Origin of the sequence: uncultured Lutibacter sp. (genome assembly GCF_947495725.1) — a bacterium.
Classification (GTDB): domain Bacteria; phylum Bacteroidota; class Bacteroidia; order Flavobacteriales; family Flavobacteriaceae; genus Lutibacter.
In genome coordinates, this window is the sequence record NZ_CANLZZ010000002.1 from 86,589 (window position 1) to 104,616 (window position 18,028).

18 protein-coding genes are annotated in these 18,028 nt (G+C 30.5%); 8 read left to right on the forward strand and 10 right to left on the reverse strand.

The window, feature by feature from the left end:
* Window positions 1–576, forward strand: a complete 576-nt coding sequence (locus Q0776_RS04055) for an acyltransferase (RefSeq protein WP_298365285.1) — start codon at window positions 1–3, stop codon at window positions 574–576.
* Window positions 577–586: 10 nt separating this feature from the next.
* Window positions 587–2,659 carry a gliding motility protein RemB gene (locus Q0776_RS04060; protein WP_298365288.1) on the forward strand — a complete coding sequence of 691 codons (2,073 nt, stop codon included), beginning with the start codon at window positions 587–589 and terminating at the stop codon, window positions 2,657–2,659.
* Between the two features lie 43 nt (window positions 2,660–2,702).
* Here the strand turns inward: Q0776_RS04060 and Q0776_RS04065 are convergent, their stop codons facing one another.
* Complete coding sequence (locus tag Q0776_RS04065) at window positions 2,703–3,971, reverse strand: acetyl-CoA hydrolase/transferase C-terminal domain-containing protein (RefSeq protein WP_298365290.1); 1,269 nt, start codon at window positions 3,969–3,971, stop codon at window positions 2,703–2,705.
* A 162-nt stretch (window positions 3,972–4,133) separates the two neighbouring features.
* Between Q0776_RS04065 and map the strand changes: the two genes are divergently transcribed.
* Together map and Q0776_RS04075 are read left to right on the forward strand one after the other, a co-directional pair.
* On the forward strand, window positions 4,134–4,943 hold the full coding sequence (map, locus tag Q0776_RS04070) for a type I methionyl aminopeptidase (protein WP_298365292.1): 810 nt from the start codon (window positions 4,134–4,136) through the stop codon (window positions 4,941–4,943).
* 9 nt (window positions 4,944–4,952) lie between these two features.
* A complete protein-coding gene (locus Q0776_RS04075; RefSeq protein ID WP_298365294.1) occupies window positions 4,953–5,723 on the forward strand; it encodes a class I SAM-dependent methyltransferase in 771 nt (256 codons plus the stop codon).
* On the opposite strand, the gene Q0776_RS04080 is transcribed toward Q0776_RS04075, so the two are convergent.
* Window positions 5,720–6,706, reverse strand: coding sequence for an FAD:protein FMN transferase (locus Q0776_RS04080; RefSeq protein WP_298365296.1), 987 nt, complete (start codon window positions 6,704–6,706; stop codon window positions 5,720–5,722). The genes Q0776_RS04075 and Q0776_RS04080 overlap by 4 nt on opposite strands.
* Window positions 6,707–6,848: 142 nt before the next feature.
* Here Q0776_RS04080 and Q0776_RS04085 point away from each other — a divergent pair, with 142 nt between their 5' ends.
* Complete coding sequence (locus tag Q0776_RS04085) at window positions 6,849–7,688, forward strand: OmpA family protein (RefSeq protein WP_298365298.1); 840 nt, start codon at window positions 6,849–6,851, stop codon at window positions 7,686–7,688.
* Between the two features lie 47 nt (window positions 7,689–7,735).
* Here the strand turns inward: Q0776_RS04085 and Q0776_RS04090 are convergent, their stop codons facing one another.
* The 7 genes from Q0776_RS04090 to Q0776_RS04120 form a co-directional block, all read right to left on the reverse strand.
* A complete protein-coding gene (locus Q0776_RS04090) occupies window positions 7,736–8,116 on the reverse strand; it encodes a Na(+)-translocating NADH-quinone reductase subunit F (RefSeq protein ID WP_298365300.1) in 381 nt (126 codons plus the stop codon).
* Between the two features lie 139 nt (window positions 8,117–8,255).
* Entirely contained in the window at window positions 8,256–9,566 is a 1,311-nt protein-coding gene (nqrF, locus tag Q0776_RS04095; RefSeq protein ID WP_298365302.1) for an NADH:ubiquinone reductase (Na(+)-transporting) subunit F, read from the reverse strand.
* 3 nt (window positions 9,567–9,569) lie between these two features.
* Window positions 9,570–10,280: an NADH:ubiquinone reductase (Na(+)-transporting) subunit E gene (gene nqrE / locus Q0776_RS04100; protein ID WP_298365304.1), complete on the reverse strand. Its 711-nt coding sequence runs from the start codon at window positions 10,278–10,280 to the stop codon at window positions 9,570–9,572.
* Window positions 10,281–10,283: 3 nt separating this feature from the next.
* On the reverse strand, window positions 10,284–10,931 hold the full coding sequence (locus Q0776_RS04105; RefSeq protein ID WP_298365306.1) for an NADH:ubiquinone reductase (Na(+)-transporting) subunit D: 648 nt from the start codon (window positions 10,929–10,931) through the stop codon (window positions 10,284–10,286).
* Between the two features lie 3 nt (window positions 10,932–10,934).
* A complete protein-coding gene (locus Q0776_RS04110; protein ID WP_298365308.1) occupies window positions 10,935–11,681 on the reverse strand; it encodes a Na(+)-translocating NADH-quinone reductase subunit C in 747 nt (248 codons plus the stop codon).
* A 2-nt stretch (window positions 11,682–11,683) separates the two neighbouring features.
* On the reverse strand, window positions 11,684–12,865 hold the full coding sequence (locus Q0776_RS04115; protein ID WP_298365310.1) for an NADH:ubiquinone reductase (Na(+)-transporting) subunit B: 1,182 nt from the start codon (window positions 12,863–12,865) through the stop codon (window positions 11,684–11,686).
* 4 nt (window positions 12,866–12,869) lie between these two features.
* The gene (locus Q0776_RS04120; protein WP_298365313.1) at window positions 12,870–14,219 is read right to left on the reverse strand and encodes a Na(+)-translocating NADH-quinone reductase subunit A; all 1,350 of its coding nucleotides are present in this window, start codon (window positions 14,217–14,219) and stop codon (window positions 12,870–12,872) included.
* A gap of 187 nt (window positions 14,220–14,406) precedes the next feature.
* Between Q0776_RS04120 and Q0776_RS04125 the strand changes: the two genes are divergently transcribed.
* From Q0776_RS04125 to Q0776_RS04135, 3 genes are read left to right on the forward strand one after another with little or no spacing between them, the layout of a single operon-like run.
* Window positions 14,407–15,651, forward strand: a complete 1,245-nt coding sequence (locus Q0776_RS04125) for a DUF5103 domain-containing protein (protein WP_298365314.1) — start codon at window positions 14,407–14,409, stop codon at window positions 15,649–15,651.
* Window positions 15,652–15,704: 53 nt separating this feature from the next.
* Window positions 15,705–16,091 (forward strand): Co2+/Mg2+ efflux protein ApaG, encoded by a 387-nt coding sequence (apaG, locus tag Q0776_RS04130; RefSeq protein ID WP_298365316.1) that lies wholly within the window; start codon window positions 15,705–15,707, stop codon window positions 16,089–16,091.
* Between the two features lie 4 nt (window positions 16,092–16,095).
* Window positions 16,096–17,256 (forward strand): DUF3667 domain-containing protein, encoded by a 1,161-nt coding sequence (locus Q0776_RS04135; protein WP_298365318.1) that lies wholly within the window; start codon window positions 16,096–16,098, stop codon window positions 17,254–17,256.
* Here Q0776_RS04135 and Q0776_RS04140 read toward each other — a convergent pair.
* Complete coding sequence (locus tag Q0776_RS04140) at window positions 17,243–17,953, reverse strand: NRDE family protein (RefSeq protein ID WP_298365320.1); 711 nt, start codon at window positions 17,951–17,953, stop codon at window positions 17,243–17,245. The genes Q0776_RS04135 and Q0776_RS04140 overlap by 14 nt on opposite strands.
* Window positions 17,954–18,028 lie beyond the last annotated feature (75 nt).

The following is an 18,028-nucleotide window of genomic DNA, read 5'->3' on the forward strand; positions in this document are numbered from 1 at the left end:
ATGAAAGATTTTTTTGCACATGAAACAGCAGTTATTGACGAAGGCTGCGAAATAGGAAGTGGCACCAAAATTTGGCATTTTAGCCATATAATGCCAAATTCTAAAATTGGAGAAAAATGTAATATTGGGCAAAATGTAGTTATTTCTCCTAATGTAGTTTTGGGGCGAAATGTTAAAGTGCAAAATAATGTTTCAATATATTCAGGTGTAATTTGTGAGGATGATGTTTTTTTAGGTCCTTCAATGGTTTTTACCAACGTAATAAATCCCAGAAGCGCTATAATAAGAAGGGATGAATACCAAAAAACAACCGTAAAAAAAGGTGCCAGCATTGGAGCAAACGCTACAATTGTTTGCGGTAATACTATTGGTGAATATGCATTTATTGGTGCTGGTGCTGTTGTAACTAAAGAAGTTTTACCTTTTGCATTGGTGGTTGGAAACCCTTCAAAGCAGATAGGCTGGATTAGCGAATATGGACATCGATTGGAATTTAATAATGAGGGTTTTGCTACTTGTAAAGAAAGCGGAGATAAGTATCAGCTACAAAATAATAAAGTTTTAAAATTATCGTAAATTGAGCTGTATGAAAAAAATTATTTTTGGTTGTTTTCTATTTTTATATTCAATTTCAGTATTAGCTCAATCTGAAAAACATCCAGTTTTTAAGGAATGTGAATCCGAAGAAATTTCTTTAATTCCAGGATGCTTTAAAAGTCGCTTAAAAGAGAAAATATCAAAGGAATTTAAGGTCCCTGAAAAAATTTTAAAGGAAAAGTTTAAGGGTAATATAAATGTTGTTTTTTTAGTAGATGTTGAAGGAAATTTTAGAGTTATTTATGTAAATTCTCCTTATAAAGAATTAAAGGCAGAGGTTGAACGTGTTTTTAAAACCTTACCAAAAATTACTCCTGCAAAATTTAACAATCACGCTATTGAAATGCAGTTTGTACTTCCTATTACCATTCCAATAGAAAATAATTTAATTGAAGAAGAGGAACAAGTTGTTGAAGAAAATAGAAAAGAAGTTGAAATTTTAAGAAATAAAGAAGAATTAAGTATTTCAACAGAAAAAAGCTTATTTCCTGAGCATAAAAGTGGTTTAAATATTCCACTAACTCAATTGGAGTATTTTAAATATTCCAATATTTTGGATCAAGCAGAAAATTCACATACTTCAATGAAGCCTTACACCTATTCTGAAGCGGGTAATTATGTAAATTTAGATGCTAAAAAGAGTCAGCTTTTAAAATCAAAATCAACGTGGTTTGGTAAAAAGCTATTAAATGAACATATGGCCAATGTAATAGGAAAAGATTATTGGTTTACAGTAGATCCTATTGTAGATTTACAAGTTGGAAAAGATAGTGATGATATAGAAACATTTAACAATACACGCGGGATACAAATAAATGGAGGTTTAGGAAAAAATCTAAATTTTTCGACAAGCTTTTATGAGAGTCAGGGAAGATTTGCTAGTTATTTTAATGAGTATGCCGAATCAATTAAACCAGATGGTGGAAACCCAGCAATAATTCCGGGAAGAGGAATTGCGAAAAGATTTAAAGAAGATGCCTACGATTATCCAGTAGCTGAAGCATATTTATCATATACTCCAAGTAAGTATTTTAATTTTCAACTTGGAAATGGAAAGAACTTTATTGGTGATGGTTACCGATCTTTGTTTTTATCTGACGTGGCTTCTCCTTATACCTATTTTAAAATCAACACAAGTTTTTGGAAAATTAAATACACCAATATTTTTATGTCTTTACAAGATGTAAGACCAGAATTAACAGTTGATGGAGCGTATAAAAAAAAATATATGGCAATGCATTACTTGAGTTGGAATGTTTCAAAAAAACTAAATTTAGGTTTGTTTGAAACTGTAATTTGGGATAATGCCAACGATAGAGGGTTTGATGCGAGCTATTTAAATCCGTTAATTTTTTATACAGCCGTGGAATTTGGAACAGGTTCTAGAGCAGGAAATTCATTATTAGGATTAAGTTTAAAATATAAGCATAAAAATATGTCACTGTATTCTCAGTTTCTAATTGATGAATTCAGAATTTCAGAAGTAACTAGTTCTAATGGTTGGTGGGGAAATAAAAATGGACTTCAAATTGGAGCTAAGTTTTATAATGCTTTTAAGGTTGAAAATTTATTTTTACAAGTTGAACATAATGCTGTAAAACCATATACTTATTCTCATGATGAATTGAATTATAATTATGGACATAATAATCAGCCCTTAGGTCATTTGTGGGGTTCAAATTTTAATGAAACTATTGCAATTGCACAGTATACAAAGGGTAGATGGTTTGCAAATGCAAAGATTGTGATTGGTAAAAAAGGATTTGATTTCTCGGATGGCACCGATAATTTTAGCTACGGGGGAAATATTTACAGAGATAATGATAATCGAGTTTCTGATTATGGAAATGAAATAGGCCAAGGTAATGAAGCTTCTATTGCTATAGCTGATTTACAATTGGGTTATTTGGTAAATCCAGCAACAAATTTAAAATTATTTGCAGGAGTTACTGCCAGGAATTTTGAACCTGTAAATCCTTCAACAAATTTTAAAGCTTCAAATACAACTTGGATTACTTTGGGTTTAAAAACAGATGTGTTTAATTGGTATTTTGATTTTTAATTTAACGTAATTGTATCATTTTATCAAAACAATTTCAATAAAATTATTTAAGTATTTCAAAATATTCTCTTTCTATTTTTTCTTGATGATTTGGGTGCGCAATCTTTATTAATTCCGTAACACGCTGACTAATTGTTTTACCGTATAAATTTGCTACACCATATTCTGTTACAATATATTCAACATGTGCTCTGGTTGTTACAACGCCAGCACCTTTATTCAAAAAAGGAACAATTCTACTAATACCATTATTTGTAACTGAAGGTAGAGCTATAATTGCTTTACCGCCCTCACTTAAAGAAGCTCCCCTAATAAAATCCATTTGCCCACCAACACCGGAATACATGCTTGCACCGATAGAATCTGCACAAACCTGACCGGTTAGATCAACTTGAATTGCAGAATTAATTGCAACCATTTTTGGATTTTGTCTAATGTTTACAACATTATTTGTATAATCGCAAGATCGCATTTCGATAAAAGGATTGTCATCCACATATTCATATAAGCGTTTGGACCCTCCCAAAAAGGTTGTTAAAGCTCTACCTGCGTTAACGCCTTTATAGTTGCCGTTTATTACATCTTTTAAAATTAAATCAATTACACCATCTGAAAACATTTCGGTATGTAACCCTAAATCTTTATGATTTCCTAAACGAGACAGTACAGCATTAGGAATAGAGCCAATTCCCATTTGCAAAGTGCTTCTATCATCTATTAATTGTGCTATATAATCGCCAATTTTGCTTTCAATTTTTGTTGGTTCGGAAATATGAAATTCGTGGATTGGAGCACTTTCCTCAACAAAAGTATCTAGTTCTGAAATATGAATTAATCCTTCACCATGAACTCTTGGCATTTTATCATTTATTTGTGCAATTACGTGTTTTGCGTTGGTTATTACGGCTAAAATTGCTTCAACAGAAACACCTAACGAACAATACCCATGTTTATCTGGTGTAGAAACCTGAATTAAGGCAACATCTACAGGTAATACATTTCTTTTAAATAAGTTAGGAACCTCGCTTAAAAAAACGGGAGTATAGGATCCATTACCAGCTTTAATAGTATGACGTACATTTTTACCAATAAATAAGGAGTTTACATGAAAACTATCTCTATATTTAGGGTCGGCATATGGAGTTTCTCCTTCTATATGTAAATGGCAAACTTCTACATTTCTAAGTTCTTCATGTCTGGCAGACATGGCATTTATTAAAACTTGAGGTGCCGCGGCTGCAGCTTGAATATATACCCTATCATTAGATTTTATAACTTTTACTGCTTCTTCTGCTGTTACCGACTTATACATGTTATTATATATTTGTTTGTTTTATAAAAATAGTAACAATATAATAAAAAACAAATGATAAAAGTTGTATAATTTATATTATTCATAAAATCTTTATATTTCAATTCAATAATGTATGTTTTCATTTTTTGATTTACCTTTGCAGCATTAATAAATAATGAAATGATTCGTATTAAAACACGTGAGGAGATTGAATTAATGCGTGAAAGCGCATTAATAGTGTCAAAAACTTTAGGTTTGCTGGCAAAAGAAGTAAAACCTGGAGTCTCAACTTTATATTTAGATAAGCTTGCTGAAGAATTTATTAGAGATAATGGAGCAATTCCTGGTTTTTTAGGTTTGTATGATTTTCCAAATACCCTTTGCATGAGCCCAAACGCTCAGGTTGTGCATGGAATTCCAAATGATAAGCCACTAGAGGACGGCGATATTATTTCAATTGATTGTGGTGCTTTAAAAAATGGATTTTATGGTGATCACGCTTATACTTTTGAAGTAGGAGAAGTAGCCGAAGAAACTAAAAAATTATTGCAAACTACAAAAGAAAGTTTGTATGTTGGAATAAGAGAATTTAAAGCAGGAAATAGAGTAGGAGATGTTGGGTATGCTATTCAAAAATACTGTGAAGAAAGAGGTTATGGAATTGTACGTGAATTGGTAGGTCATGGTTTAGGAAAAGAAATGCACGAAGGACCAGAAATGCCAAATTATGGAAAAAGAGGTAGAGGTAAGAAGTTTGTTGAAGGTCTTGTTGTGGCAATTGAACCTATGGTTAATTTAGGAACTCATAAAATTAATCAATTAAATGATGGTTGGACTATTTTAACTCAAGACAATAAGCCAAGTGCACATTTTGAACATGATGTAGCAATAGTTAATGGAAAACCTGAATTACTTTCAACATTTAAGTACATTTATGATGCTTTGGGTATTGAGAGCAATGAAGAGGACGAGTTTAGACAACAACTTTAGTGTAAACCAATGCTAAGTAAATTGTTTAAATTTTTTTTAAATGCGGTTCCTCGTCCAATTCTTATAAAAGTTAGTTATTGGATTGCACCATTAATTGCAATTTATTATAAAGGCTCAAAATTTACCGATCCAATTGATGGAAAAAGTTTTCGAAAATTTTTGCCCTATGGTTACGGAAAACAACGTCCAAATGTGCTTTCTCCAAGTACGCTTTCATTAGAACGACATAGATTACTTTGGTTGTATTTAAAAGAAAAGACAAAATTTTTTAGTACGCCTCAAAAGGTTTTGCATATAGCACCAGAACAATGTTTTTTAAAACTGTTCAAAAAACAAAAAAACTTAGACTATATAACTGCCGATTTGTATTCTCCAATTGCTGATGTAAAAGCCGATATTTGTGATTTGCCTTTTGAAGATAATTCTTTTGATGTGGTTTTTTGTAATCATGTATTAGAACATATTCAGGATGATAAAAAAGCAATGAACGAGCTGTATCGTGTTTTAAAAAAGGGAGGTTTTGGTATTTTTCAAATTCCTCAAGACTTGAACAGGGAAGAAACTTATGAAGATTTTTCAATTGTAAGTCCAGAAGAAAGAGCATTACACTTTGGGCAATATGATCATGTACGAGTTTATGGTAAAGATTATTTTGACCGATTAAGAAATGTTGGTTTTACTGTAGATGAAGTCGATTATTCAAAAACAATTTCGAAAGATTTAATTACTAAATATTGTTTAGTTAAAGGTGAAATATTACCTGTTTGTACTAAAAATTAATTTTCAAAGTTTGCCGATTTAAATGTTTGAAGATGTCCGTTGGCATCGGCAAAAATTAAAAAAGCTTTTAATTCTTTATGATTATCTAAAAACTGTTTTGTTTTTTGTAATCCCATTGCCATAAATGCTGTTGCATAACCATCCACATCAGCACAATCAGACTTTGAAATTACAGATGCGCTTAACAAGTTACTTTCAGTTGCATAACCCGTTTTAGTATTAATCGTATGCACATATTTCTTACCATTTTCAAGTGTTCGAAATTTCCTATAATTACCTGAGGTTGCAATAGATTCATTATTAAGTTGAATTGTAGTAGCAAATGATCGTGTTCCATCAAAATTTGGATCTTCTATGGCAATTGTCCAGGCAATTCCTTTTTTATTTACACCTCTTGCTCGAATTTCCCCACCAATTTCTACCATATAATTATTAATGTTGTTTTTTTCAAACAACCGACCAACCATATCAACTAAAAATCCTTTTGCAATAGCATTAAAATCGAAATAAATTTCGGGGTATTTTTTAGCAATCTTTCCATTTTTTAACTTCACTTTATTAAATCCAACAAATTTTAGTAATTCTTTAATTTGTGTAGAATCTAAATTTTCAATTTTTGGACCAGCTCCAAATCCCCAAGCGTTTACTAATATACCAACAGTTGGATCAAAGTCGCCATTAGTTTCATTATATATTTTTTCAGATTTTTGAAAAACTTCTTTAAAAATTGTGTCAACAACTATGGTTGTGTCTCCGTTATTTATTTTTGAGATATCTGAAGTTGAAATATATGTGGAGGTTGATTTATTGATAGCTTTAATAAGACTGTCAATTTTTGAATTCAAATTTTTATGTTCTTTACCAAGATATTTAATGGTAAATGTTGTCCCAATTGCATTTCCTTTAATTAAATTAACATCTGATTGACCATTTGAACAGGAAATTAGCAATAAAAAAATGATACTAAATACACAATTTTTCATTATTAAAAATAATTTATGCAGAATATTTTAAGTGTTCAAAGATATAATATAATTATTTCTTAAAATCATCATAAAAGGGATAATTTGCATGGATTTTGATTTGTTTTTTTTTAACTTTACGTCTTTAAAATCAGATAGTATTATGAAAAAAAGTTTTGTATTGATATTAGTAATATCAGTTGTGTTGAGCTCCTGTGTGTCTCAAAAAAAATACACAGAATTAGAAGATAGTTTTACATTAAAAAGTAAAGAATTGGTGGATGTTAAAGCTGATTTGATGAAATGTAGAATTGAAAGTGAAAGTAAAGTTACGGCTTTAGAACAACAAGTGGATGACTTGCGAAAAGACAAGGAAAAAACATTGGAATATGTTGATAATTTAACTGTGTTATCGAAGTCTGCATCGGATAATATAAAAGAAACTTTAGCTCAAATGGGTAAAAAGGATGAGTATATTCAACATATTCAAAAAGCAATGACGCGTAAAGACTCAATTAACTTGGCTTTAGGTTTCCAATTAAAAAGTGTGTTGAAAGATGGATTTAATGATACTGATATTCAGGTTGATGTTGAAAAAACAGTAGTTTACATTTCTATTGCGGATAAATTATTATTTAAAAGTGGAAGTGCTACAATTTCAGCTGATGCTAAACGAGTGTTAGGAAAAGTTGCTGAAGTTATTTCTGCTCAAGAGAATTTAGAAGTAATGGTTGAAGGTTACACAGATAATAAACCAATTAGTACAGCTGGAATCAAAGATAACTGGGATTTAAGTGTTAAACGTTCTACATCGGTAATTAGAGTACTTCAAAATGATTTCAATATTGCACCTGAACGTTTAATTGCAGCGGGTAGAAGTGAGTATAAGCCTTTAGAAACGAATGATACAGTTGAAGGAAGAGCTAGAAACAGAAGAACACGTATTGTTTTAATGCCACAATTAGAGCAATTCTTTGATTTATTAGAAAAGAAAGTAAAATAATTAAATAAATTATTTATTTTAAAAAAACCACGCTTTTGCGTGGTTTTTTAGTTTAATTCAATATCGAGATAATTTAAACCTTCATACTGTAATAGATATTCTTCATTTAAACGAGGAGGTTTAGTTTTGTTGTTTTTATCACCTAAGCCAACTCCAGCAAAAATTACCTTGGCTTGGTTTTTTCTTGCGTGTTCTTTAATTGTTTCCATCCAAATAACATCATATTGTATAGAAAAATCGGATATGTTTCCGGCTTTTACAATTACAAAATAACGTTGATTTTTATTGTCAATGCATACGAATTGCGGATGCCTTTTTAATTGGCTGTTAACGGCCAAAAATTCGAAGCCTTGAGCTTTTAAATCTTTGCCAACTATATTCATGGCTAAATTGTGTAATTCTTGTTCTGAAAGCCGTTTTTTACTCATGCTACAAAATTACAAATTTTTAAAATTGAGGTATTATTTTATTAAATATTTTTAAAAATGTTACAAAAGGTGTAAATGTTCAAAAAAAAACCCGATACATGCGTATCGGGTTTTTTATTCATTTTGAATGAAACTTTAATTATCCACCAAAGTCATCAAATCTAATGTTCTCATCGGCTAAACCAAAGTCTTCACCCATTTTTTGAACAGCTTTATTCATTAATGGAGGTCCACAGAAATATAATTCTAAATCCTCTGGAGCTTCGTGTTTAGATAAATATTCATCAATTACAGCTTGATGAACAAAACCAGTAAATCCGTCACCTTCTTTATCATTGGCATCTTTTTTATTCACCCAATTATCTTCTGGTGCTGGTTCAGAAAGTACTAAGTAAAATTTGAAGTTAGGGAACTCTTTTTCTAACTCATAGAAATGCTCTAAATAGAACAATTCGCGTTTAGAACGACCTCCGTACCAATATGTAACTTTTCTTCCTGTTTTTAATGTTTTGAATAAGTGATATAAGTGCGAACGCATTGGTGCCATACCTGCTCCACCTCCTACATATAACATTTCAGCATCAGACTCATTAATGAAGAATTCTCCATAAGGACCAGAAATCACTACTTTATCACCTTTTTTACGAGAAAAAATGTATGAAGAAGCAACACCAGGATTTACACTCATCCATCCGTTTTTGGCTCTATCCCATGGTGGAGTTGCAATACGAACATTTAGCATAATTTCTCTTCCTTCTGCAGGATAAGAAGCCATTGAGTATGCGCGTTCAACTAATTCTGTATTCTTCATTTTTAAATCCCATAAACCGAATTTATCCCATTCCATTTGGAATTTATCAGGAGTCTCATGTTCTTCAGGATGTGCTGTAATATCAATATCTTTAAAGTCTATTTCGCATTCAGGAATTTCAATTTGAATATATCCACCTGCTTTATAGCCCATATCTTCAGGAATTTCAACAACAAATTCTTTAATAAAAGATGCTACGTTATAATTACGTACAACTGTTGCTTCCCATTTTTTAATTCCAAAAACTTCCTCAGGAATTGTAATATCCATATCCTGCTTTACTTTTACCTGACATGCTAAACGAGCACCATGCTGTAATTCTTTACGTGTAAAATGAGGTGTTTCAGTTGGTAATGCTTCACCACCTCCCGAAAGAACGTGACATTCACATTGGATACAAGTTCCACCTCCACCACAAGCTGATGGTAAAAATATTTTTTCGTTTCCTAAGGTTGTTAATAAAGAACTTCCAGAGGCAACCTCTATTTCTTTTTCACCATTAATTTTAATCTTTACAGGTCCAGATGGTGATAATTTTTGTTTTACATACAATAATAAAGCTACTAATAATAGTGTTATAACTAAAAAGGCTACTACTGTTGCAACAATTGTACCTACGGTATTTACTGCTAATATCATTCTTTATTCTTTTATTTCAAGTTCGTTACTAGCTAAATCATTAGCTTTTTCAATAGTTTCAACCTGTGCAGTTTCTTCAGCTGGTTTTTCTTCTTCACCACCGGTTAACATTCCTCCAAAGCTCATAAACCCAATTGCCATTAAACCAGTTATTATGAAAGTAATTCCTAAACCTCTTAAAGGTGCAGGAACATTTGAATATCTGATTTTTTCACGAATTGCAGCAATTGCTAAAATTGCTAAAAACCAACCAATTCCTGAGCTTATTCCATAGTTAAATGCTAAACCTAAATTTGGAATTTCACGAGATTGCATAAATAATGAACCTCCTAAAATAGCACAGTTTACAGCAATTAACGGTAAAAATATACCCAGTGAATTGTATAAAGAAGGTGAGAATTTCTCAACTATTATTTCTACTAATTGTACCATAGTTGCAATGGTAGCAATAAACATAATAAAAGAAAGAAAACTCAGATCATATGAAGCGTATTCTTCGCCTAGCCATACTAAAGCTCCGTCTTTTAATATATATGTGTCTAACAACCAGTTTAAAGGAACTGTAATTGCCATTACAAAAATAACAGCTGCTCCTAAACCTACTGCTGTTGATACTTTTTTAGATACTGCTAAGTAAGAACACATTCCTAAGAATGTTGCAAAAACCATGTTATCTACAAATATTGCCTTAAAAAATAATTCTATATGTTCCATATTCTAGTTATCTTCTATTAATGCTTCATTTCTTGAGCGTTGAACCCAAATAATTATACCAACTGTTATTAATGCCATTGGAGCTAACAACATAAATCCGTTGTTTTCATAACCAAAAGCATAAACACCTGTTTTTTCAATTGGATCACCTAAAACTTTAAAACCTAATAAGCTTCCAGAACCTAATAATTCTCTGAAAAAACCTACTATAATTAAAATTACGGCGTATCCTAATGAGTTCCCAATTCCGTCAAGGAATGATCTCCAAGGTCCATTTGCTAATGCAAATGCTTCAAAACGTCCCATGATTATACAGTTTGTAATAATTAATCCTACGAAAACGGATAAAGTTTTACTTAGTTCGTATGCAAATGCTTTTAACACTAAATCAACAATAATTACTAAAGTTGCAACTACAATTAGTTGAACAATAATTCTAATTTTTGAAGGAATAATATTTCGCATTAACGATATTACAACATTTCCTAATCCTAATACAAATAATACGGCTACAGACATTACAATTGATGCCTTTAACTCTGCAGTAATTGCCAAAGCAGAACAAATACCTAGTACTTGAATAGTAATTGGATTATTGTCCGCTAATGGATCTGAAATTAATTTTGCGTCTTTTTTTGATAAAAGTCCCATAAATTATTGCTTTAATGTTTTTAAATATGGTAAATACATTTTTAAATCTTTCTTTAACATTGCAGAAAGACCATCTCCAGTAATTGTTGCACCGGCAATTGCGTCTACCTCAAAATCGGTTTTAGTTTCGTTTTTTGGATCTGCATTTCCTTTTGCAGCAGTTATTCCTTTAAATGTATCGCCATCTAAAATATGCTCACCAGCAAAATCGTCCATAAAAAAACGTTCTTTAATATTTGATCCTAAACCAGGAGTTTCACCGGCGTGATCAAAAAATACACCTTGAACAATTAATTGATTGTCTAAAGCTACATACCCCCAAATGGCATCCCATAAACCTTTACCTCTCATTGGAACTATGTAAAAATCTTTACCGTCTTTTTTTCCAATAAATAAAGGTAGTTTTCTTTTATAAGAAGTGCTTTTTGCAGCTTCTGCTTCTTTTTTAAGATCAATTAAATAAGCTTCGTTATTTTCGGTAACTTTTTCACCCTCAATAACTACTTGCTTAGTTATGTATTTTGAAAATTCACTTTCAACATTTTCTTTTGAAACAAAAGCAAGTCCACCGTCCTCATTTTCGTTTACGCCCATAGCGTATAAAATGTTTTGTTGTTTTTCAATACGCTTATTTTCTGCTATTTTTTCTTTTAATGAAGAAGCCAAAAAAGCTAATAAAGTTCCTACAACAAGTACCATACCTGTTGCGAACAAAACTGTATAAGTATTACTATCAGTATTCTTTGCCATTGTTATGCGGTTTTTGCTTTTAAACGTTTTAACCTTCTTTTTACATTACCTTGAACAACATAGTGATCAATTGTTGGTGCAAATACGTTCATTAATAAAATTGCTAACATTACACCTTCTGGATATGCTGGGTTAAATACACGAATCATAATTGAGATAAATCCAATTAAGAAACCATATATCCATTTACCTTTATTAGTTTGTGAAGCCGTTACTGGGTCAGTTGCCATAAATACAACACCAAAAGCAAAACCACCAATTAATAGGTGATGCCAAAATTCAGTATTCATTAAGGCATAAAACTTGCTACTTTCGGTAATCCAACCAGAGCTTACTACACCATTAAATAATAATCCCATTACCAATGCACCAATAACAGATGATAACATAATTCTCCAGCTACCAATTTTAGTAAATATTAAGAATAAACCAGCCAGCAAAATTAAAAAGGTTGATGTTTCTCCAACCGAACCTGGAATAAATCCAAAGAACATATCTGATACTGAATAAGCCAGTTCATTTCCTTGAGCTAAACTACCTAAAACTGTCTCACCTGAAATAGCATCTGGAGTTCCAGCTTTTGCAACTGCTCCATGTACCCAAACTTTATCTCCACTCATCCAAGTAGGATATGCAAAGAATAAAAATGCACGAATAGTTAAAGCAGGGTTTAAAATATTCATTCCAGTTCCACCAAAAACTTCTTTACCTATTACAACACCAAAAATAACTGCTACTGCTAACATCCATAATGGAATATCAACAGGAACAATTAAAGGAACTAGCATACCCGTTACTAAATAACCTTCTTCAACTTCGTGTCCTTTTATTATGGCAAAAATAAATTCTACTCCTAAACCAACAACGTATGATACAATTACTAATGGAATAATTTTAATTAAACCTATTAAGAAAGCATCCCAAGATAAAAATTCAACAGCTTCACCTAAAGCAGCATAATGTTGAAATCCTGTATTGAACATTCCAAAAATTAGACAAGGAACTAGTGCTAATACCACCATATTCATTGTTCTTTTTAAATCGTCGGCCGCTCTAACGTGTCCTCCAGAGTGAGTAGTTTCGTTAGGTGTATATAAAAAAGTATGAATAGCACTAAAAGCAGGTAACCACTTTTTGTCTTTATTCTTTTCTTTAATATTATGTAATTTTTCTTTTAATCCCATAACCTTATCCTATTTCTTTTAACATTAAGTCTAAGCCTTTTCTAATAATTTCTTGATGTGGTTGTTTAGAAATACAAACAAACTCAGTTAAGGCAAAATCTTCAGGTGCAACTTCGTACATTCCTAAAGCTTCCATCTCATCAAGATCACTATACATACAAGCTTTTAAAATTTGCATAGGGAATATATCTAAAGGAAAAACTTCCTCATATTGACCCGTAACAACAAATGCTCTATGCTCACCGTTTGTGTTGGTGTTTAAATTGTATTTTTTCTTTGGAGATAACCAAGAAAAAGTTAATGCTCTTGTAGTAGATATTTTTTTGAAAACCGGAGTTGTCCATCCAAATAATTCGTAATCATTTCCTTCAGGAATAACTGTTACAATATTATCGTAAAAACCTAAAGCTCCTTTAGATGTTTGTGCTTTACCAGTTAAAATATTTCCGCTAATGATTCTATTTGTTTTATCTTTTAATTTACCTTTTGTAATTGAATCAATACTAGCTCCAATTTTTGTGGTATAATACTGTGGATCTTTAACAGAAGAACCAGCTAATGCAATAATACGTTCTGCATTAAATTTACCAGTTAAAAGTAATTCACCAATAATTACCAAATCTTGAGGTGTTACTATCCAAACTACTTCGCCTTTATTAATAGGATCAATTTTAGCAATTTGCGTTCCAACATTACCAGATGGGTGTGGCCCCGATACTTTATGAACTGTACAATTGTTTAAGCCTTCTAGTGGAGATTTCCCCTCCTTACCAACAGAAACATGAACTGATCCACTTGTAAGTTTACTAATTGCTGTAATTGCAGCTTGTAACTCTTTTTCTTTACCGTTCAATACATAATTGTAATTGGCGGCTAAAGGAGCACTTGAATGACCAGAAATAAAAATTGCTTTTGGTGATTTTGCAACATTAGCTACTACATCATAAGGTCTTTGTTTTATAAATGGCCAACAGCCACTTGCTAACAAATGAGCCTTAACTTCTTCTCCGTTCATTTCATTTGGATTTTTGGTTCCAAAATCTTTGAATTGTTGAGATGATTCAGCGCTAACTTTAAGTTCTAAAATTTTTCTCTTCTCACCACGAATAATATCAACCAATTCACCACTTACGGGTGAAACAAATTTCATGTCTTCATTAGCTTTATTGTAAAAAAGGGCTTCTCCAGCTTTTACTTTTTCGCCAACTTTAACTGATAATTTTGGGATAATTGAGTGGAAATCTTCAGGTTTTATAGTATATATACTACTAGATGAAGCATCATTGGTAACCTTTTCAGCTTTACCTTTTAGCTTTATATCTAAACCTTTTTTAATACGGATGTCCTGTGACATATTTTAAGTTTATTTAAAAGTCTTTAAAAACGGTGCAAAAGTAAGAATTTCTACCTTAATTTTGAGGTTTTTATATTTTTTTTACGAAACCGTATGTTACTTTTGTGTACGAAAACGTTGTAATTAGAATTACATTCCTATTTTTGGTATAAAATTTGAATTGTATAAACCCTAAATTTTATTAAAATTGAAACATTTTTTTCTCTTTCTTTTATTCTTTTGTTCTTTTTTTGATGCTTTTTCGCAAAGAGAAGTAGTTGATTCTGAAAATATTAAAACAATTATTTTAAGATCTGCAACAACAAATTTATATGCACCAATTGTTCGTTTAAATGATAGGTTAACACTTAGTTTTGACGATTTAAATGCTGATGAACACAATTATACCTATAAAATAGAACATTGTGATTACAATTGGAACCTTTCTAATCTTCTGGATTCGGAATTTGTGGATGGATATGCGGAGGATAGAATTAGAGATTTTGAAAACTCTTTCAATACGCTTCAACCTTATACAAATTATTCGTTAACTATTCCAAATGAAAATACAAGATTAAAAATTTCTGGTAATTACATTATTTCGGTTTTAAATGAAGATGAAGATGTAGTTTTTCAACGAAAATTTGTTGTTTATGAATCGAAGGTTACTGTTGGTGTATCGGTTTATAAAAGTAGAGATATTTCAACAATAAATACAACTCAGTCTGTAGAGTTTATCATAAATCATCCCGATTTTAGAATTAACAATCCAAAGGCTGAAATTCTACCAGTTGTACTGCAAAATAATAATTGGCAAACTGCAATAGAAGGTTTAAAACCTCAATTTTATAGAGGTACACAACTAATTTACAAATACAATAAGGAAACAAATTTTTTAGCAGGAAACGAATTTCTTTATTTCGATACAAAATCTATTAGAAATACAACACTAAACATTGCTAAAGTTGAACTTGGTACAGAGCTTTACCATGCATATTTGTATACGAACGAAGAGCGAATTGATAACCCATATACCTTATTCGAAGATATTAATGGAAACTTTGTAATTAGAACCTTAGATGGACAAAACAGTAATGTTGATGCCGATTATGGTTGGGTTCATTTTAATTTAAGTTGCCTAGAAAATTTAGATGGAAAGGATATTTACATCCATGGAAGTTTTAATAATTGGAAGTTAAATGAAACTAACAAATTAATTTATAATACCGAAACGGGTTTATATGATGGTAAGTTGCTTTTAAAGCAAGGTTTTTATAATTATCAATATGTTACAAAAAATGAAGAAGGCATAATTAGTAACAGTGATATTGATGGGTCATTTTATCAAACTGAAAATGATTATACCGTACTAGTTTATTATAAAAAATTTGGGGCAAGGTACACTAGAGTTATTGGAGTTGGCTTTGGAAGTTCTAAAAAACTAAACAATTAATTAATAATTTAAGAAATTTAGTATCTTTGAAATAAACATAATACTAAGTTGTTATGGTACAACAAGTAACAAATGGAATAAAAGTTTCGGTTATTTCTAATTTCGAAGGCACACGTTATCGAAATTACAAGTTGTATTATGTCTTTAGTTACCAGGTTTCAATTGAGAATCAAAGCAATGAAACGGTTCAATTATTAGAACGTCATTGGAAAATATTCGATTCATTAAACAATACCGAAATTGTTGAGGGAGCAGGAGTTATTGGTAAAAAACCAATTATAAAACCTTCAGAAATTCACACCTACAGTTCAAATTGTTTTTTAACTTCTGCCATTGGCTCTATGAAGGGATATTACAATATGATTAATTTTACAACTTCGAAAAATTTTAAAGTTTTTATACCTACATTTCAATTAATGGTTCCAAATATTAGTAATTAATATTATGAAATTTTCATTAATAAAATTTAAACCCAAAACAAAACAAGTTAAAGGTTTGGAGTGTTTAAATTGTGAGATGCCATTAAATGGAAGTGAAAATTTTTGTTCATACTGCGGACAAAAAAACGCAACTAATAAACTATCTTTTGGAAATTTTTTAAATAGTCTTTTTTCGGGTTTTTTATCGTACGATTCTAGGTTTTGGAGAACATTTATACCTCTGTTAACAAAACCAGGTAAAGTGTCTAAAGATTTTATTGAAGGAAAACGAGCAAGATTTGTTAATCCATTTCAATTATATTTAAATGTATCAATTGTTTTCTTTTTAGTGTTAGGGATTTCTAATAAAATTGATTCTAATACAATTAATAAAGAAATTGCAAAAACAACAAAAAGTTTAGATTCATTGTCCGAAGTAAATAAGAAGCAATTGGATTCTATAATTAGCGACGCGAAAACAAAAGAACTTGATCAATTGCCAAAAGATTCTGCTAAAGCAAAAGTAATCTCAACTTTAGGAACCATAATTAATTTAAATGAAACCAAAAATGAAAAACGAAAAAAAGATTATATATATAATATAAATTCTGACACTGTTAAAAAAATAAACATGTTTAACAGAATGAATGATTTTTACCATTTTCATAAGAAAAATCCAAAACTTTCTAGCCTACAAATTTTAGACAGTTTAGGTTATAAAAAAACTTTTTGGAATAAGTTTTATATTCAGCAGGTTTTGAATATGGAAAAAAACTATAAAACAATTAAAGAAGATGGAGGGCGTACTTATTTTAAAAAATTGACATCCTATATTTCAGTTTCATTATTTATTTTTCTTCCGGTATTTACACTGTTTTTACGATTAATTTATATAAGACGAAAGTTTACATATATGGAACATCTAGTTTTTGTTTTTAATACACAAACAGTATTTTTCTTATTGCTAACAATATTCTATTTGTGTAACTTATTTGTAAATATGGACAACATTGGTTGGGTTTTTACCTTATTGTTTCTTTTTTATCTCTACAAAGCAATGCGCTATTTTTACGAGCAAGAAAGGGCTAAAACTTTAATAAAATTAACTTTATTAAATAGTTATTATTTATTTTTAGGAATGATTGGCTTTATAATTGTAGCAGTTATTTCTTTTACTTTTGGTTAGTGTTTATTATTTTTTTTGTTGAGTGAACTAAGTCTTCATAATTAATTTCTAAAGCATTATTTTTCATTTTTACAGATGTAATACTCACAGTTTCTACATAGGAACGTTTCATATAAATTGATTGTTCCAGATCACCAATTTTTGAATGATGGAATTTTAAAATAGATGTTGTGCTAAAATCACCTTTTAATAGCCAATTATTAAACCAAGTAATTCTGAGTGCTTTCGATTCTGAATTATACAAAGTTGAAGAAGACCAAATTTTAGGTTCGTTTTTAAGTTTCGTAATATGTTTTTGGTTTCCATCCCAAATTAGTTCGTACAACTTTAAATCATCTTCATTCCAATCAACTATAACAATGGTAAATGGTTCAATGTTAGTTAAATCTAATTTATAAATATATAGTTCAAAATTATCTTGAACTAAAATATCTTTTGCAATAACACCTCTACTTTTTTTGTATGGCGCTTTTCTTGAATGTTTAACAAAGGCTCCATTTAATAAACAAATCAACCGTTGCTTTGAACTTGTTCCAATCCAAGTACCACCAGCAATTTTATCTTTTGGATATATTAATTCTACACCATTTTCTAAATATTTTTCTGGAGGAAGGGTTTCTCTCAGTTTTGATTCATCTCTATTAGATGTTAAAACAAATCCCTTATTTAGCAATGGAATGAAGGTAACGGTGCACATACTATCAAAATTTGATTAATCAGTATCAGTATTCAAAAAAAAAATACGATACTATTTTGTAACTTTGTAGGCAAA

What these genes read in the sequence shown, in the direction of transcription:
- Q0776_RS04055 (WP_298365285.1), top strand. Translation starts at nt 1, where the DNA reads ATGAAAGATTTTTTTGCACATGAAACAGCAGTTATTGACGAAGGCTGC.
- Q0776_RS04060 (WP_298365288.1), top strand. Translation starts at nt 587, where the DNA reads ATGAAAAAAATTATTTTTGGTTGTTTTCTATTTTTATATTCAATTTCA.
- Q0776_RS04065 (WP_298365290.1), bottom strand. Translation starts at nt 3,971, where the DNA reads ATGTATAAGTCGGTAACAGCAGAAGAAGCAGTAAAAGTTATAAAATCT.
- map (WP_298365292.1), top strand. Translation starts at nt 4,134, where the DNA reads ATGATTCGTATTAAAACACGTGAGGAGATTGAATTAATGCGTGAAAGC.
- Q0776_RS04075 (WP_298365294.1), top strand. Translation starts at nt 4,953, where the DNA reads ATGCTAAGTAAATTGTTTAAATTTTTTTTAAATGCGGTTCCTCGTCCA.
- Q0776_RS04080 (WP_298365296.1), bottom strand. Translation starts at nt 6,706, where the DNA reads ATGAAAAATTGTGTATTTAGTATCATTTTTTTATTGCTAATTTCCTGT.
- Q0776_RS04085 (WP_298365298.1), top strand. Translation starts at nt 6,849, where the DNA reads ATGAAAAAAAGTTTTGTATTGATATTAGTAATATCAGTTGTGTTGAGC.
- Q0776_RS04090 (WP_298365300.1), bottom strand. Translation starts at nt 8,116, where the DNA reads ATGAGTAAAAAACGGCTTTCAGAACAAGAATTACACAATTTAGCCATG.
- nqrF (WP_298365302.1), bottom strand. Translation starts at nt 9,566, where the DNA reads ATGATATTAGCAGTAAATACCGTAGGTACAATTGTTGCAACAGTAGTA.
- nqrE (WP_298365304.1), bottom strand. Translation starts at nt 10,280, where the DNA reads ATGGAACATATAGAATTATTTTTTAAGGCAATATTTGTAGATAACATG.
- Q0776_RS04105 (WP_298365306.1), bottom strand. Translation starts at nt 10,931, where the DNA reads ATGGGACTTTTATCAAAAAAAGACGCAAAATTAATTTCAGATCCATTA.
- Q0776_RS04110 (WP_298365308.1), bottom strand. Translation starts at nt 11,681, where the DNA reads ATGGCAAAGAATACTGATAGTAATACTTATACAGTTTTGTTCGCAACA.
- Q0776_RS04115 (WP_298365310.1), bottom strand. Translation starts at nt 12,865, where the DNA reads ATGGGATTAAAAGAAAAATTACATAATATTAAAGAAAAGAATAAAGAC.
- Q0776_RS04120 (WP_298365313.1), bottom strand. Translation starts at nt 14,219, where the DNA reads ATGTCACAGGACATCCGTATTAAAAAAGGTTTAGATATAAAGCTAAAA.
- apaG (WP_298365316.1), top strand. Translation starts at nt 15,705, where the DNA reads ATGGTACAACAAGTAACAAATGGAATAAAAGTTTCGGTTATTTCTAAT.
- Q0776_RS04135 (WP_298365318.1), top strand. Translation starts at nt 16,096, where the DNA reads ATGAAATTTTCATTAATAAAATTTAAACCCAAAACAAAACAAGTTAAA.
- Q0776_RS04140 (WP_298365320.1), bottom strand. Translation starts at nt 17,953, where the DNA reads ATGTGCACCGTTACCTTCATTCCATTGCTAAATAAGGGATTTGTTTTA.